This is a genomic window from Algorimicrobium echini (assembly GCF_900115185.1).
GTDB classification, from domain to species: Bacteria; Bacteroidota; Bacteroidia; order Flavobacteriales; family Flavobacteriaceae; genus Algorimicrobium; species Algorimicrobium echini.
The window spans coordinates 378,585-397,528 of the sequence record NZ_FOVN01000001.1 but is presented as its reverse complement, the minus strand read 5'-3'; the positions used below and the strand labels follow the sequence as shown (position 1 = coordinate 397,528).

Annotated in this window: 10 protein-coding genes; 6 read left to right on the top strand and 4 right to left on the bottom strand. The window is 35.2% G+C overall.

All coding sequences use genetic code 11. From position 1 onward, the window contains the following. Positions 1-53: 53 nt before the first annotated feature. Both BM239_RS01910 and BM239_RS01905 read right to left on the bottom strand, forming a co-directional pair. Positions 54-443, bottom strand: a complete 390-nt coding sequence (locus BM239_RS01910; protein WP_092205956.1) for a hypothetical protein — start codon at positions 441-443, stop codon at positions 54-56. A 54-nt stretch (positions 444-497) separates the two neighbouring features. Continuing rightward, positions 498-3,950, bottom strand: coding sequence for a hypothetical protein (locus BM239_RS01905; RefSeq protein ID WP_092205955.1), 3,453 nt, complete (start codon positions 3,948-3,950; stop codon positions 498-500). Positions 3,951-4,121: 171 nt separating this feature from the next. On the opposite strand from BM239_RS01905, the gene BM239_RS01900 reads away from it, so the two are divergent. The 6 genes from BM239_RS01900 to BM239_RS01875 all read left to right on the top strand — a co-directional run bounded on the left by BM239_RS01900 (position 4,122) and on the right by BM239_RS01875 (position 16,344). Further along, positions 4,122-4,883, top strand: coding sequence for an exodeoxyribonuclease III (locus BM239_RS01900; RefSeq protein WP_092205954.1), 762 nt, complete (start codon positions 4,122-4,124; stop codon positions 4,881-4,883). 24 nt (positions 4,884-4,907) lie between these two features. Next, entirely contained in the window at positions 4,908-5,867 is a 960-nt protein-coding gene (locus BM239_RS01895) for an OmpA family protein (protein ID WP_092205953.1), read from the top strand. A gap of 131 nt (positions 5,868-5,998) precedes the next feature. After that, positions 5,999-7,036 carry an aldo/keto reductase gene (locus BM239_RS01890; protein ID WP_092205952.1) on the top strand — a complete coding sequence of 346 codons (1,038 nt, stop codon included), beginning with the start codon at positions 5,999-6,001 and terminating at the stop codon, positions 7,034-7,036. A gap of 270 nt (positions 7,037-7,306) precedes the next feature. Further along, positions 7,307-13,489, top strand: coding sequence for a T9SS type B sorting domain-containing protein (locus tag BM239_RS01885; protein WP_143094868.1), 6,183 nt, complete (start codon positions 7,307-7,309; stop codon positions 13,487-13,489). 23 nt (positions 13,490-13,512) lie between these two features. Next, positions 13,513-14,427 (top strand): PorP/SprF family type IX secretion system membrane protein, encoded by a 915-nt coding sequence (locus BM239_RS01880; RefSeq protein ID WP_092206745.1) that lies wholly within the window; start codon positions 13,513-13,515, stop codon positions 14,425-14,427. 18 nt (positions 14,428-14,445) lie between these two features. Next, entirely contained in the window at positions 14,446-16,344 is a 1,899-nt protein-coding gene (locus tag BM239_RS01875) for an OmpA family protein (protein WP_092205951.1), read from the top strand. Positions 16,345-16,613: 269 nt separating this feature from the next. Here BM239_RS01875 and BM239_RS01870 read toward each other — a convergent pair whose 3' ends face one another. Then, entirely contained in the window at positions 16,614-18,158 is a 1,545-nt protein-coding gene (locus BM239_RS01870) for an Rne/Rng family ribonuclease (protein WP_092205950.1), read from the bottom strand. 384 nt (positions 18,159-18,542) lie between these two features. Then, complete coding sequence (locus BM239_RS01865; protein WP_019386001.1) at positions 18,543-18,833, bottom strand: HU family DNA-binding protein; 291 nt, start codon at positions 18,831-18,833, stop codon at positions 18,543-18,545. Positions 18,834-18,944: the final 111 nt, after the last annotated feature.

Genomic DNA, 18,944 nt, shown 5'->3' with positions numbered 1-18,944 from the left:
TTGCTAGCTATCCAAAAATGAATAGACTAGTGATTAAAAAAGATAAAACGGAATTATGCTAATTTGGGTGGTTGAAAAACGGATGGTTTTTCGAATAAGGAAACAGACTCCTGATAATGAGAATTAAGTCTGATTTCAATAAAAGGCTCATGAGAAATATGATAGTCTTGAGCAGTTAAGGTAAAAACAATAGCGCTATGGGCACAAGCTTGATGATGTTCCTTAAAGGGTAAGTCTTCATGCTCTTTATGGGAGCTAGCTGGGTGAAATGCTGAATCACCATAATGCTCGGCTAAAAATTCAAAAAAGGAATCGCCATATTGCTTTTGGTGATAGTCTGCATGGTCTAGCAAGACGCTTAAACGTGAAAAATCTTCAAAAGAAATATTAAAGCTCTGAAAAAGAACTAAAAAGGAAAATGATATGGCTACTAATTTTTGCATGCTAAACAAATGTACAAAATTTTTTGAGCTCATCTGTAACATCTGTTACATGGTTTAGAAATAAGCTTTTAATTGTACATTACCTGTATGAATTACTTTGCTCGTTTCGCTTTTTCTGCCGTAATAGGTAAGGTTTAAATCTAAAAAGCTGGTTAGTTTTTTCTGTGCTAAAATACTCCATGTATAGTTTTTTCCAGGTTGCAATCCCTCCATCATTTGGTAAGCTACAGCTGTATTGGCGCTTCCTGTAAAATTATTATCAAAATAGTTGAATTCGCCACTTATGGCTGCTTGTTGGTAATTAGCAAAGGTAAACGCAGCTCCATATTTCTGTTGTTTTAAAGTTTCAAAATTGCTAATAGTGTTTTCTTTGCTTGTGTATTGATAAAACACATCAAAGCGTGTATTATCATTCAATAAATAGGAAATTTTCGGATTGATATTGGATTCATTAATATCAAAATTTTTACTGGCATAATTCTCGCTTATACTAATGTTGTTGTTGAAACTCGATTCCAAATTGGCTAACCAACTTGTTGCAAATTTATGTGTAAATTGTAATTTGTGACTTTGTAAATCGTTTTCAATAAAACCAAACGACAAGGTATTCTGCGATTTATTACTTAAATATGTGTAAGATGTTGTGTAACGCTGTTTACCACGATTAAAAAATAGTACATTTCTAAAATTTAATTGTAATGCTAATTTGTCTGCTTCATTACCTTCAAAGGGGTTTAAATTGAAACTGCTTCCAGAACGTCGTTCTTTTCGGTCAACTAAATAAGAGGTTTGGTTATGAAAGTGTGAAAGGAATTTTTTAAAACCGTTATCGCTGTCAATCCATTGCTGTGGATTTAACGTTAATAATTGACTCAATCTATTTTGATGGGTTTTAATGAACACTTGGTTGGGCAATAATACACGAATAAAATCAGCTTCATCTGGAAATTGTGAAATTTCAAACTCCTCTAATTCCTGAATGCCGTTATTGTTGTAGTCTATCCATGTGTAAATTCCCTGTCCAGATTCAACTTCTACGTATGTAAATTCTTGTTGCGGAAGCGTTCCAGAATTGGTTTCAAAAACTGTATTCCAATAAATGAGTTGCCCTATAAAACGTTGGCTAAAAATGAGGCGTGAGTTTAATGAGTTTTCATTATTTTCGGTGTTTTCTACATCTTTTAATATTCTGTAATTAGCAAAAATGGATAAGTTTGTTTTAGAATTTTGAATTATACGTGAATCTATATAAAAGGTATTCGACGTATTTACTTTCTGTAAATTTCCATTTCGAATACTGTCGTTTACACGATGTTTGTATCCAATTTCGGCAAAAACTTTTGTGCTATCGCCAATTCCTGAAAAAACTTCATAAGATTCAAATCGCTGACTTAATGCTGTGTATTCATTGGTAATTTTGCTTTTTTGTTCATTGTCTTCTAGTGCTAACCTGGTGCCAATCCAAGCCTTATTTAAACTATAAGTAACCCGATTATAGGAACGTAGAAAGTTGGATGTTGAGCTAGTAGAGTTAGCCGTTAAATAACTGGAATTTGAAAGAATTTGCCAGTTATTCAAACGTAAATCAGCAAAAGTAATGTGTCTGTTACCGTTAAAATTATCGGTGTAATTCAGGTGTTCAAATTGATAACTTGCTAGCCCCTTTTCTGGATGAAAGGTGCGTAATCCTGTTTTAAAAAATAATTGATTTCCAGGCTCTTGGATTCTTTGGTTGGCAGTTGCTTGGTCTAGATTCCAATCCCGATTAAATTCTGCATTGTAAATACGTTGTATGGATCTAAAATTTTCTTGAATATAATCTGTGTCCACCATTGCGTTTAAGTTCCATAAACTATCTTTTTTTATGATGGCTTGATCAACTTGTATTTTCCCAGCAAAACCATCGTTATCATTATTGTCAATATCTGAAAATAGGTTGAGGTCATTTTTGCTCCCTGCCAACTCAAAACCGACCTTGGTTTTTTCAGTTGGTGTAAAAAGGCCATTAACAATTGCTAATTGTAATTTGGTAGGTGCCACCAATTGAATAATTGGCTCAAAATTTCCTTGTGGTTGGCCAGCAATGGGTTCAACGTATTTGTAAATGGTGGAAATGGCATTAATTTGTTCGCCGTTAAATTCATTATCAATGATATAATTTCCTTGATTATCGCCAACTAACGTAAACTGAACACTAAATAATTCATCGTCTGGATTATTTGAAAACACAAAGGCTTCTACGCCATTTATGACTTCTTTTTTATATAGAATTCTATTTTCATTATAGGCTTCTGGTGAGCTTGAAGGGGCAACCATTAGACTTCTGTCGTCTCCTGCATTTGCAAGAATTTCTACCTGTTCTTCAGATAGGTTTTGTTGCAGTGGACTATTTTTTGAATCATTTTCACTGTATATTGAAAAACCAAGTTTTAATTTTTCGCTGTTATAATTGCTCCCACCATAAACAACTAACCGGGAATAATTACGCTCGCTAAACTGATAGTCAACCGTAATGCGCATTTCAGAAGTTATGGGAAATGTTGGGTTGAAGATAATTTCGCCAGCATTATAATTAATGATATAATCTTTATTTTCGCCACGTTCCAACGGAATACCATTAACATAAACAGTTTCACTACCTGAAACGATTAAAACATACAATTCTTCATTAGGCCCTTTTAATTTATAAGGCCCTTGATTGCCTTCTTGGGCATTAAATTGACTGGTTGTAAACTGGCCACGGACCAAAGCACCAGCCGCAAATAGGTTGGTGGTTGATTCTGGATGATTTAATTTGGCATTAACAGATAAGCCTTGAACGCGTTTGCTGAAATTTCCAAAGTAAGAAGTCGTGTTTTCCAAATCCACATCACCAGCCCTAATTTTCCAGTTATCGCTAAATAATTCTATAAAAACCTGATCAAATTCGTCCAAGCGTTGCGAATATCCTGATTCTTGAAGTGGTACGTTGGCATCTTGAATAGATGCGCGAAGTGATACTTTATCATTGAGTTTCCCTGTAATTTGTAAATCCAATTCGCTATTTAAAACCGAGTTTTGATTATTTCCAATAACGACACCCCTGGAAATACTGCCTGTTGTTGTTAAACCATCAAACGGTTTGAAAGTTGATTTTTCGCTTGCTTGACTTAATTTATAAAGTTGTTGTTGTTTATTGGTATTTGCTAAAATGACGTTATCATCTAATTGGCGATAGGTTTTTGTTAAGAATTCAGGGTAAGCCAAGTAATTGATGACTATAGAATCCGCCTCAATAGGTTTTTTGAGTTTTAGAAGGGCTTTGGTGAAATCTACTTCATAAAATGATTCATCAACAAAAGTAGCATCTAATGTTTTAAGTGAAAAAAAGCTAGAATTGATACTCACACTATCAATAATTATGGAATCTTTTACAGCAACTGTTTTTGTTTTGTAATTAGAATCTGGCTCTTGCGCAAAAGCACAAAAGCAGATAAATAATAAGAAACAAGTAAAACTGTATTTCATGTTCTTCTAAAACTGCGTAATCTGGATTTTATTTTGTTGATAGTTTATGTTAAATCGGCATTAAATTAATAGTGTAAAAGTAACGCATTATTTATTTTAGCTGAAATTAATTCGGTATGCCTAAAAAAGCATCGGTAAAGGCGCAGTTTAGCGCAAAAAAATAGAAGATTCATGAAGATTATTTCTTACAACGTAAATGGAATTCGCGCAGCATTAAATAAAGGGTTTATAGATTGGTTGGTAGCCGCAAATCCAGATGTTATTTGTTTACAAGAAATAAAAGCCAACAAAGAGCAATTAAATTTAGAGCTCTTTGAAGAAGCAGGCTATATTTATCATTATTGGTTTTCGGCAGAAAAAAAAGGATATAGCGGTGTGGCTATTTTAAGTAAAATAGAACCCAATCATGTGGAGTATGGAACTGGTATAGAATCCATGGATTTTGAAGGTCGAAATATTCGTGCTGATTTTGACAGTGTTTCCATTATGAGTTTGTATTTGCCATCTGGGACTAATGACGCCCGTTTACAACATAAGTTTGATTATATGGATATGTTTCATGAGTATGTAAATAACCTACGGTTAAAAATCCCGAACCTTGTTATCTGTGGCGATTATAATATATGTCATGAAGAAATTGATATTCATAATCCGAAAATGAAAGGTGTGTCTGGATTTTTGCCAGAAGAACGTGACTGGTTAGGTAATTTTATAGATAGTGGATTTATTGACTCATTCCGGTATTTACATCCTGACGAACAAGTGTTTAGCTGGTGGAGTTATCGTGCTAATTCCAGAGCAAACAATAAAGGTTGGCGTTTGGACTATGCTATGGTTTCAGAACCCTTACAAGAAAAGATAAAAAGAGCCGTTATACTTACGGATGCCGTTCATAGCGATCACTGTCCCATTTTATTAGAACTAGAAAAGTAACACCCCAAATTAAAAAATTAAAATATGAAACATTATATATTAGTTTCGGTACTTGTAGCTGCTTTAACAACGGCATGCGTATCACCAAAAGTTTACAATGATTTAGAAAGTAAGTATAATACGCTTAAAAAGCAGAATAGTAAATTATCTGCGGATAATACTGATTTGACTTCGGCGAAAAATAAAGCCTTGAATGATTTAGACGCACTTCAAAAAAACTACAATGAAACCGTTGCCCAACGTGATAAACTGCAAAAAGACTACGATGGTTTAAAATCTCAATTTGATGTGCTAAAAGCTTCGTATGATGCTTTAGAAACAAATAGTTCAGCTTCTATTGCAGAAAACACAAAAAAGAATCGCGAATTATTAGCGCAATTGGAAGCTAAAGAACAAGCTTTGGCTGCCGAAAACGCACGTTTAGAAAAACTTAAAAAAGAATTAGGTGAACGCTCCAGTCGTGTAGCCGAATTAGAAGGTATGATAGCGGCCAAAGATGCCGATATGAAACGTTTAAAAAATGCTATTTCTAGTGCCTTAACGGATTTTGAAGGTAAAGGTTTAACAGTAGAGCAGCGTGGAGGAAAAGTATATGTGTCCATGGAAAATAAATTGTTATTTCAATCTGGAAGTTGGGCCGTTGGAACGCAAGGAAGACAAGCCGTAAACCAATTAGGAGCTGTGTTAGCTGATAATCCAGAAATCGCCATTTTAATTGAAGGTCATACAGACAATGTGCCTTACAGTGGAAATGGCCAATTAAGTGGTAACTGGGATTTATCAACCAAACGCGCAACAGCCATTGTAAACATATTACGTGAAAATGACGCTATTAATCCCGAGAATTTAACCGCTGCAGGACGTGGTGAATATGCACCTATAGCAACCAACGACACAGCTGAGGGTAAAGCAAAAAATAGACGTATAGAAGTGATTCTAACACCTAAATTGGATGAAATTTCTAAATTATTGAATGATATATAATCAATTCCTACGTATGCAGGAATCTCTAAAATAAGAAAGCCTTAATAAGCATTTAAATTTTTAAAAGGTTTTTTATAGACAAATAAATTAAGTTTAATTAAAAAGGACTCCTGTTTTCACAGGAACTAAAGATGAAATACACGACCTTACCACAAACCGATATAAAAGTCAGTAAACTTTGTTTAGGAACCATGACTTGGGGTAATCAAAATACCCAAGCCGAAGGGCATGAACAAATGGATTATGCATTGGATCAGGGAATTAATTTTTTTGATACGGCTGAATTGTATCCGGTTCCGGCTACTGCTGAAACCTATGCTGAAACCGAACGGATTATTGGAAACTGGTTTCAAAAAACAGGTAATCGTGATAAAATAGTATTGGCTTCAAAAATAGCAGGTCCTGGAGATTACACAGCCCATATTAGAACCAATGGTTTTAGTCCCGATGCTTTAATAGATGGTGTCAACCAAAGTTTAAAACGCTTACAAACGGATTATATAGATTTGTACCAACTGCATTGGCCAGAGCGTCAAACCAATACTTTTGGAATTAGAGACTATAAACATCATTTAGAAGACCAGTGGCAAGATAATTTTAATGAGGTACTAAACACGCTTCAAGGTCTTATCAAATCTGGAAAAATTAGGCAAGTTGGTATTTCAAATGAAAAGGCTTGGGGAACGATGCGTTATCTGGAAGAATCTAAAAAGCATGATTTGCCAAGAATGATTACCATTCAGAATGCCTATTCCTTATTAAATCGGGTTTTTGAAGGTGATATGGCAGAAATAGCTATTCGTGAAGAAATTGGTTTATTAGCATATTCGCCTATGGCTTTTGGTGTATTATCAGGAAAATACATTAAAAATGAGGCAGCCGAAAATGCACGATTAAAACTCTTTCCACGTTTTTCAAGATACAGTAGTCATCAAGCAACGGAAGCTACAAAGCTGTATTTAAAGGTGGCAGAAGAATATAATGTAAGTTTGGCGCAAATGTCATTAGCATTTGTAACGCAACAGCCCTTTATAACCAGCAATATTATAGGTGCGACTAATATGGATCAACTTAAAGAAAATATAGAAAGTATTCATTTAGAATTGAATGATTCTTTATTAGCATCCATTAATAAAGTTCATGAAATTTTCCCCAATCCGGCACCTTAATTTCAATTTTGCACGAAATCTTCGATGAACTGTATGATTTCATCGAAGCTTTTTTCAATTCATCGATTAAATAAGTAGTTAATCTATTAACCTTATGTTAAATGATTGTTGACAGAGTTTTTTTATAATTTTAGGAATTAAATTATGAAAGAATCAACAATATAAATTAAAGGACATTGTCTTGTTTTCCCTCAAATTTGGAGCCATTCAGCGTGTGTTTGTTAATTTATAATTTGATAATCAATTGATTAACTAACTTATATTTAAACAATGAAAAAAATTACCCTTTCAATTCTATTTGGAATCATATCCTTCTGCGGATTTTCTCAAATTGGATTAGTTGAAAATTTCGATGCAGGTTTAACTTTGCCTCCAGGATGGACAGGGAGTGGCTATACGGGATCCGTATTCCAACCTTGTAGTGTTGTTTCCTTAAGAGCTAATTTAAGTCCCGATAACTTAACCGATGATTTAGTATCACCTAATATAGTTGGTCAATCAAATGGTACAGATTTAACAGTCGCTTTTGATTATAAGATTGTAGATTGGGCAGCTGCCGTAGATCCTACAAACCCTGGTTGGGGAGAACTTAATGTTGATTACTCTACCAATGATGGTGGTACTTGGACTACTATGGGTACAATTAATGATGCAAATCACCAAACTGCAAATACCTGTGCAAATATAAGTTTTGTTTTACCTGCAGCTAGTGTGCCGACAGGGTCAGATATCAAATTAAGGTTTGTTAATACTTATTTTTCAGGTAATTATTATTTTTATATTGATAATGTAACTGCAACACAAGTAGTTGTAGATCCGCCGTCGTGTTCAAATTTAATTGAACCAACAAATGGTCAAACAGGTGTTGCCATTACGTCTAATTTAAGTTGGCAACCTGCCACTGGTATTCCATCAGGATATACGCTATCTGTAGGTACAACACCAGGTGGAACGGAAATTGTTGACAATTTAAATGTTGGTCTTTCAACCACATATGACCTTCCAGAATTAGAATATTCAACGACCTATTATGTTACCATAACACCATTTAACAGTAATGGTAATGCCACTGGATGTACCGAGCAAACGTTTACAACTGGAGCAGATCCTAATGCGCCAGTAGATTGTGGTTCAGGAATTCCAATAAACACCGTTTTTTGCTACACAAATAATGATACAACAACCTTTAGTTTTGCTAGTAGTGACGGTTCACCATTAGTAGTTGTATTTAATTCAGGTAGTACTGAAAACAACTGGGATGAATTAGTAGTCACGGATTCTGATGGCACACAATTATATAGTGGTTATGGAAATGCTGGTAATTTAGCTGGTTTAACATTTACGTCATCGGGAGATACCATTACTATTGGTGTAACGTCAGATGGTTCAGGTGTGAGTTGTACCAATAATCCATGGAATTTTGATGTGTCTTGTTTAGATACAACAGCAGTTCCAAATTGTAATGCGGTTTTAACAGCGCCTGTAAATGGTGCAGTTGATGTTAATGAAAATATTGATTTAACTTGGAGTTCGGCAACTATTTTTGTGACAGGCTATTTCATAAATATGGGAACAACGCCTGGTGGAACTGATATTGCAAATAATGTGGATTTAGGTGATGTGTTAACTTACGATCCTGGAACTTTGGATTATGACCAAACATATTATGTAACTATTATTCCATACAACGATAACGGACCAGCAACAAATTGTAACGAAGAGAGCTTTACAGTACGTTCCGATCCAAATCAAATTATCGATTGTGCTGCAAATCAAATCTTAAATACGGTTTTCTGTTATGAAAATGGGAACAATGCTTTCCAAGAGATTTTTAGTTTCCAAAGTTCAGATGGAAGCCCATTAAATATGTTCTTTAATTCTGGAACTATTGAATCGTGCTGTGATAATATTAGAATACAAGACGGAAATGGAACGATTATTTTTGAAGGTAACAATGGTGGCGATTTAGCTGGATTATCCATTGTTTCCATAACAGATAGATTGGTGATGTTCTATGAAGCCGATAGTTCTATCAGTTGTGAAAGTGGTTCAAGAACACCTTGGGATTTTGATGTGTCTTGTGTGGATACAACCGCTGTTCCAAATTGTAATGCAGTGCTTACAGCACCTTTAGATGGTGAAGTTGGCGTGGACGAAGATGCAGATTTAACTTGGAGTGCAGCAAGTATTTTTGTTACGGGTTATACCATTGATATGGGAACCACTCCTGGTGGTACCGATGTTTTAGACGGTGTAGATGTAGGAAACGTTTTAACTTACGATCCAGGTACATTAATGTATGAAACAACTTATTATGTAACTATTATCCCTTATAATGATAATGGTCCTGCAACAGGTTGTATAGAAGAAAGCTTTACGGTAAGAGCAGATCCTAATCAAGTTGTAGACTGTGACTCTAGCCAAATAGTTAATACCGTTCACTGTTATGAAAACGGAAATAATCAATATGTAGAGATATATAGTTTTGTAAGTTCCAATGGTAATCCATTAAATATTTTCTTTAATTCAGGGACTATAGAAACCTGTTGTGATACTATAAGAATTGAAAATGGTGATGGAACGGTAATATATGAAGGTACAGGAGATGGTGCTGGAAACCTTGCAGGTCTTTCTTTTAATTCAACAGGAGACACGATAGTCGTTTTCGTGGAAGCTGATGGTTCTGTTAGTTGCGAAAGTGGTGCTGATGATGAGTGGGATTTTGATGTATCATGTATTGACACAACTGCGGTTCCGAATTGTAATGCAGAATTATTAATACCTGCAAATGCATCTGTTGATATAGATGAAAATACAGATTTAACATGGAGTCAAGCTTCTGTTATCGTTACAGGTTATTTCTTATCAATTGGAACAACACCAGGCGGTACTGATATCCTTAATAATTTTGATGTTGGTAACGTTTTAACATACGATCCTGGAACGTTAGCTTATGACACCACTTTTTATGTAACTATTACACCTTATAATGATAATGGTTCGGCAACTGGCTGTACGGAATATAGTTTTACAACAAGACCAGATCCAAACCAAATTGTAGATTGTGATTCTGGTGTTCCTTTAAATACAACATATTGCTACACGCCTAATGATGATACAGAATTTAATTTTGCTAGTTCTACTGGTTTTCCATTAGTTTTAGAATTTAACGCTGGTCAAGTTGAAAATAATTGGGATGAATTAATCATATTGGATTCTGATGGAACGGAGCTTTATAACGGTTACGGGAATGCGGGAGATTTAACAGGTTTAACGTTTACATCTTCTGGATCTACTTTAACTATAATCATTCAATCAGATGGTTTCGGAAGTTGTTCAACTAGTGGTTATACACCTTGGGATTTTGATGTGTATTGCCAAACATGTTTACCACAAACGGTACGTTTTGATGTGGTGAATGGTGATTGTATAACAGATCCTAATAACCCTGTTTTTGAAGTAGAAGTAGATATTACAGATTTAGGAGATGCAACGAGCTTAACACTAACTGATAATCAGGGTAGTGCTCCAGTTGTGGTTACAGAAACAGGAATTTTAAACTTTGGTCCATATACAGCTGGTACAAATGTAGTTGTTACAGTTGCTAATACAAACGATCCTAACTGTACAGTTATAAGTAACCCATTAGCGTTCATATGTCCACCACCACCAAATCCGTGCTCTATTGTTTTTGCCGGTGATGATACGGGTGTAGATTGTAATACGCCAGAAGTTACACTATCAGGAAACTTCCATTTGTATGGTCAAGACACGAATAATTATGAAATAAACGCTATTGATACCTGTCCAACACCTCCAGTGGATGGCGCAACACCAACAAGTATAAACGTTGATGATACATGGTCTGACGTTTTAGAACTTGGATTTGATTTCTGTTTCTATGGTGGTGTTTATGACCAAGTAATTATTGGCTCTAATGGTGTTATTAGTTTTGAGGTAGAGAATGCAGGTGGATTTAATGGATGGGCACTTGGTGCTGGAGATACTTTGCCAAATGCTACAAACGCAACGATTACAGAAGCAAATATTTTCGGCGTAGGTCATGATATAGACCCTTCGGTTTGTGGTAGTATAGATTATGTAGTTTTAGGTTCTGCGCCTTATAGACAGTTTGTTGTAAACTATAATGCTGTTTGTCATTTTGGTAGCCAATGTAATTCAAACACATCTACATCTCAAATCATACTTCACGAATCATCAAATAATATTGATATTCATGTATTAAGCAAGCCAACTTGTACGTCTTGGAACGGTGGTAGAGCTGTTATTGGATTGCAAAATGTTGATGATACCGCTGCTACAACACCTCCAGGTAGAAATACGGGTGTTTGGACAGTGACGCAAGAAGAATCTTGGAGGTTTTCACCGTCAGGAGTTCCAAATTACGCATTACAATGGGTAGACCCTGCAGGAAATGTAATTGGGACAGAAGACACCGTAACAGTGTCTCCAACTCAAAATTCAACTTATACCTTTGAAGTAACATATGATTTATGTACGGGTGGTCAAGCTACTGTTGTAGATGAAGTTGAGGTTACTTACACCAACCTTTCTACAGCTGATGGAACATTTGAAATGGATTTAGACTGTACGGGAGCAACTGCTACTATTCTTGGAGACACCGGAGGAACATTTGCTTTCAACCCAGAACCTACGGATGGCGCTATTATTGACCCAACAACCGGAGAGATTACTAATGGTACCTCTGGAACAACTTATAATGTACAATATACAGTAGGAGAGGCTGGTTGTCCGGCTATTGTTACGGAAATTATAACATTGCCAGCGGCAGGAGATCCATCATTTACGTTAACACCTACATGCGATGGTGCTACCGCAACTTTAGTAGGCGATTCTGGTGGTGAATTTACCTTTAACCCAGAGCCTAACGATGGTGCAACTATAGATGCTACTACAGGTGAAATATCTAACGGTGTTAGTGGAGCAACCTATACTGTAGATTACACGATTTCTGGAACTTGTCCAGTAACACAAACAGAGTCAGTAACGGTATTAACAGGTAGCGATGCCTCCTTTACAATGACGGCAGACTGTGATGGTGCTATAGCTAATATTACGGGTGATTCTGGTGGTGTATTTGCTTTTAATCCAATACCTACAGATGGTGCAACTATCAATCCTGTAACAGGTGAAATTTTAAATGGTATCCCAGGCACAACATATACTGTAGAATATACAACAGTAAGTGCGTGTCCTGCAACAACCACTCAAATGGTAACAATCCAAACTATAGCAGATGCGTCCTTTGAAATGACAACTTCTTGTACTGGTGCAACTGCTACGATACTTGGTGATACTGGAGGAACCTTTACATTTAATCCATTACCAACTGATGGTGCTGTTCTAGACGCAACAACTGGAGAAATTACAAATGGTGTTCCAGGAGCAACTTACACAATTGAATATACTGTAGGTGTGGATAGCTGTGAAGCTGTAACCACAGAGACAATTACCTTACCAACCGTAGGTGATGCCTCATTTACCTTAACCGCTAATTGTACTGGTGCTACGGCAACGATAACAGGTGATACAGGTGGTACATTTACATTTGACCCAATGCCAACGGATGATGCTTCAATAGATGCTGTAACTGGAGAAATAACAAATGCTACAGGAGGAGAAACTTACACAGTTGTTTATACAACATCTGGGGTTTGTGCAGAAACAGAAACGCAAACTGTAACGGTATTATCTGGTGGTAACGCTTCGTTTACCATGACAGCAAATTGTGATGGTGCTGTTGCTACCATAACAGGAGATGTTGGAGGTGTATTCACATTAAATCCAATACCTACTGATGGTGCAACAATAGACGCTAATTCGGGTGATATTATGAATGCTACACCAGGTGCTTCGTACACTGTTGAATATACAACTGTAGGAGCTTGTGCAACTACAGAAACAATGACAGTATCGATTCCAAATGAAGAAAATGCAGCCTTTACTCTAACACCTAATTGTGGTGGAGCTACTGCAACAGTGATAGGAGATACTGGAGGTACTTTCTCATTTGGGAATAATCCAACAGATGGTGCTCAAATTGATTCAGACACTGGAGAAATAACTGGAGCTTCTGGAAGTAATTCTTACACAGTTGTATACACTACTGGTGGTGATTGTCCAGCTACAAGTTCAGAAACTGTTAGACCTGAAAATTGTGTCATTCCACAAGTTATTACACCAAACAACGATAACTTTAATGACAGCTTTGATTTAAGTGGTTATGATGTGAGTAGTTTAGAAATATTTAACCGTAATGGAACGAAAGTATTTAGTAAAACAAATGGATACACTAACGAGTTTAGAGGAATAGCAGACAATGGAGATGAACTTCCAGTAGGAACCTACTTCTACGTCATGAAATATCAAGGCGGTAAAGTGAAATCGGCATGGGTATATATCAACAAGTAAACGAACACAACCAAAATTTAATAATGAAAAAACTATATATAATTTTCGTATTCTTATTGTCAGCATCCTTTATGCATGCACAACAAGATCCGCAGTACACACAGTATATGTATAATATGAATGTGGTTAACCCAGCTTATGCTGGTTCCTTTGAAGGAATTGCCATTGGTGCACTCTACAGAAGCCAATGGGTTGGTTTAGAAGGTGCGCCTAACACGGGAACACTTTCTATTAGCGCACCTGTTGGGAAACGTGTTGGTCTCGGTTTGTCATTTATTAACGATGAAATTGGACCAGTAAGAGAAAATAACGCCTATGCCGATTTCTCATACACCTTACCTTTAGGTGGCGAGCATAAATTAGCCTTTGGTGTTAAAGCTGGAGCAACATTTCATAAAGTGGGATTAACTGGTCTAGCTGTACTTGACACTGGCGATCCTTTTCTTCAAGAAAATGTAGATGGTGTAACACCAAACATTGGTGCTGGTCTTTATTTATATAAACCAGACAGGTATTATGTATCGGTATCTATGCCAAACATGCTTAATTCCGTTCATCTAGATGCTACAAATGGAGTAAAAGTAGGTTCTGAAACACAACATTTATTTGCAGGTGCTGGTTATGTGTTTAATTTGTCAGATAATTTTGCATTAAAACCACATGGTATGGTAAAAATGGCATTTGATGCGCCTGTTAGCTTTGATGTAAATGCAAATCTTTTCATGTTTAATATTATGGAAATTGGAGCAGGATATCGTTTAGACGATTCCTTTACTGGAATGATAAACTTTATGATATCCCCTAATTTAAGAATTGGTTACGCCTACGATAGTGTTCAATCAGAATTAAATTATGTTACCACTTCATCACACGAGATATTTATAAACTTCGATTTCAGTTTTACGAAAAAAGTATCACGTTCACCACGTTATTTCTAATCACTTAAGCTAAACATAATGAAAAACATTAAAATATTTATAGCACTTATAGTCATGAGTAGTTTAAGTGCGACTGCTCAAAATAAAGCTACGGAATCTGCCGATAAGCATTTTGCGAAATACGAGTTTGTTGAAGCTATTGAAGATTATAATAAACTGGTGGAAAATGGTAAAGCAGACACCTACGTATACGCACAATTAGGAGAAGCTAATTACAATATTTTTAATACCGTTGAGTCTGAACGTTGGTATGCAAAAGCTTTAGAAACATCTGAAGATGCTGAAATGGTTTACAAATATTCACAAATGCTTAAAGCAAATGAAAAATATCAAGAGGCTAATGCACAAATGGAGCGTTTTGCTCAACTAAAACCACGAGATGATCGTGCAAAAGCGTTTAAGTCAAATCCTGATTATTTACCTTCAATATTAGATAAGGCAAAAGAGTATACCATTCAAAATCTAGAAATTAATACAGAAAATTCTGATTTTGGAGGCGCAGTTTATAATAGTCAATTGTATTTTACAACGGCTAGAAACAATGCCAGACGTAATTATGGTTGGAATGATCAACCCTTTTTAGATGTGTATGTCTCTAATATACTTACTGATGGTACATATCAAGAAGCCGATCCTGTAAGAGGTGATATCAATACCAAGTATCATGAAGGAACGGTAGCGTTTAGTCCTGATGGAAACACCATGTATTTTTCTCGTGAAAGCTATTTTGATGGCGAATTTGAAAAAGATTCATTATCTAACACTAAATTCAGTATTATACATTTGTACAAAGCGACAAAAGAGGGTGATAAATGGCGTAATGTGGAAGCATTATCATTAAACAATTCAAACTATAGCGTAAACAGTCCAGCATTAAGTGCGGACGGAAAAACATTGTATTTTCATTCAAATATGCCAGGTGGCTTTGGGTTGTTTGACCTTTACAAAGCTCCAGTAAATGACGATGGTACTGTTGGAGAACCAGTTAATTTGGGCGATAAAGTAAATACCGAAGGAAATGAGAAGTTTCCGTTTTCAAGTTCTAATGGAACTTTATACTTCTCTTCAGATGGTCATTTAGGACTTGGAGGATTAGATGTCTTTTATATGTCTGAAACTGGCGATATTGTTAATGCAGGAGTTCCTGTAAATAGTAATGTAGACGACTTTGCATTTACTGTAAACGAGGAAACTGGTGAAGGCTTTGTGTCTTCTAATCGTTCAGGAGGTAAAGGTGGTGATGATATTTATGCATTGAAACGCTTAGTACCTTGTAATGTTAATGTTATTACAACAGTAGTAGATAATGACACGAATAACCCATTAGCTGGTGTAGCAGTTAAAATAACAGATGCGTCAGGTCGCGTTTTATTGTCACAGACTACAGATGCAAATGGACAAGTAGAATATACAGTTTCATGCGATAAATCTTTAGAAATTTCAGGTGTATTAGAAGATTATGCTAGTAATACTTTAAGTTTTGCAGGAAGTAAAGAAAAGGAAGTGTTGTTACAACTTAATTTAGACCCTCTTGATAAGATTATTGTATTAGACAGAGTGGTATTAAATCCAATACTCTTTGATTTTGATAAATCTAATATCACACAACAAGGAGCCTTTGAGTTAGATAAATTAGTGTCTGTTATGCAGAAATACCCAAATATGGTTATTTTGGCGGAATCTCACACAGATAATAGAGGTCCAGCATCATACAATGAAAGATTATCAGATAGACGTGCAAAGTCTACCGTACAATATGTTATTTCTAAAGGAATCGATGCTTCTAGAATTTCTGGAGTAGGTAAAGGTGAAAACGAACCTAAAATAGACTGTAAATCGAAATGTACAGAGGCAGAACACCAAACAAATAGACGTTCAGAGTTTATTATTGTTAGTGGAAATCCTGCTGGAGAATAATAAAAGCTAATAGCCAGTAACAAAAAAAGCCTTGCTAATTTCAATAGCAAGGCTTTTTTGTTTATGGTTCAAGTTGGATAACCCTCAAACAGTTTGATATTCTAAATGATGAGAAAAACAGGACTACCTATAGAATCATATTTTTAAAAATAGATTCAATTAAGTTAACCTAGTTGGTTCTTAAAAGCTATTAGTGTGCTATTCAAAACTAATAATTGTTGTTTAAAATTTGCGCATAAAAAAAGCTCCGAAGAAATTCGGAGCTTTTTTTATTTAATTTGTTTACCATCTTTATCAAAAAAGTGGTACTCTAAATATGTGTAAGCATCTCTAGGTAATATTTTGACCCATTTTTTATGTTCAAAAAACCATTTTGAACGTATTGATGGAATGCCTTTTGTTAAAAAGGCTGCTATAAAAGGATGTGTGTTTAAAGTCACCTTTGTATAGTCTTTTTTTAATAATTGTTCAAGGTCGTGAGTAATTTTCGGCACAATACTAATTGGTGCTTCAACATCGGCTCCATTAATGGAATCCGGATTTTCCTCGCGCGTTTTAATGTTCATTTCTGGACGGACGCGTTGCCTTGTAATTTGTACTAAACCAAATTTACTTGGTGGTAGTATTTTGTGTTTCGCTCGATCATCTTTCATTTCATCACGAAGATGATTGTAAAGCGTTTTTCTGTTTTCTGCTTTCGTCATATCAATAAAGTCAATAACGATAATGCCTCCCATATCACGTAAACGAAGTTGTCTAGCAATTTCAGTTGCAGATATCATATTAACTTCCAATGCAGTATCTTCTTGGTTTTTTGCTTTATTGGAACGATTGCCACTGTTTACATCTATAACATGAAGCGCTTCAGTGTGTTCTATTACCAAATATGCGCCTTTGGACATAGAAACAGTTTTTCCAAAGGATGTTTTAATCTGTCGTTCTACACCAAATTTCTCAAAAATGGGAACATTGGATTGATATAATTTCACAATTGATTCTTTTTTTGGTGCAATTTCTTGCACATAGTCTTTAATTTGAATGTAAAGTTCTTCATCATCAACATAGATATTTGTAAACGTATCGTTAAAAATATCACGTAAAATTGATGAAGCCTTATTCAATTCACCAAGTACCTTACTTGGGTGGTGAGCTTTGTCTAGTTTTTTACACATTGCAGTCCAACGACCAAGCAAATTTTGTAAATCTTTATCTAGCTCTGCTACTTTTTTGCCTTCTGCTACAGTTCGTACTATGACACCAAAACCTTGAGGAGTAATACTCTTTACAAGGCGTTTTAAGCGGTCTTTTTCTTCTCTGTCTTCTATCTTCTGTGAAATAGAAATACGATCAGAAAAAGGCACTAAAACAATATATCTACCAGCAATGGACAGCTCGGAACTAATCCGTGGTCCTTTAGTAGAAATGGGCTCTTTTACTATTTGTACGAGTGTAGATTGATTTGATTTTAAAACGTCAGAAATTTTGCCGTCTTTATCAATATCTTTTTCAAATGGGAAATTCTTTAAAGAATAGTCTTTTAGTTTACCTGTGCTTACACGTTTTGTGAATTTTAAAAGGGAAGGGAGTTTGGGTCCTAAATCATGATAATGCAAAAAGGCATCTTTTTCGTAGCCTACATTTACAAATGCAGCGTTTAAACCCGGAACAGCTTTTCGTATTTTGGCAATAAACACATCGCCAACTGAAAAGTTGTTACCACCTTCATCTTTCTGTAATTCAACTAGTTTTCCATCTTTTAATAAGGCAAAATCAACAGCGTCTGAACCAGACCGAATAATTAATTCTTTATCCATTTTGTTAATTTTTATCTACCATACCAAAGGTATGACAGATGGATTAATACTATTTTTCCTACTGTTTAAAGCAAACAATAGAAGAATACCAAAACTATAAATTGCTAATAAACAATTTATAGTTATGGTATTTCACAGGATTTTTTAAATCCGAAGAGCAACTCTAAACACAACATAATGTATTTAGAGAAACTCAATTTCAAAGAACTCTTTGTTTTAAAAACCAAAAAAGTAGTTAAATAACTACTTTTTTTAGTTTACTTCTTCTTTTTGTGACGGTTAGCGCGTCTTCTTTTTTTACGCTTATGCGTTGCTACCTTGTGTCTCTTTCTCTTTTTACCACTTGGCATAAGTTACTTGTTTTAAGTTAATAATTTAATGTTTTTACTTGACGTCAACATTCGTTTTAACACCTTCTACAAATACTTTTGCAGGTTTAAATGCAGGAATATTGTGAGCAGGTATTTTGATCGTTGTATTTTTAGAAATATTTCTTCCAGTTTTTTCAGCTCTAGTTTTTATTATAAAGCTACCAAAACCTCTTAAATAAACATTATCTCCACTCTCTAATGAAGTTTTCACTTCCTCCATAAATGTTTCAACAGTTGCCTGTACATCGCCTTTTTCAATTCCTAATTTTTCAGAAATTTTTGCTACTAAATCAGCTTTTGTCATGATACTTATTTTATTATATTGCTATTAATCTATTAAGGGATGCAAATATAGGAATTTAAAATTCAATATTTCAAACCTAATTCATTAAAATTTAAGAATATAAACCATTAT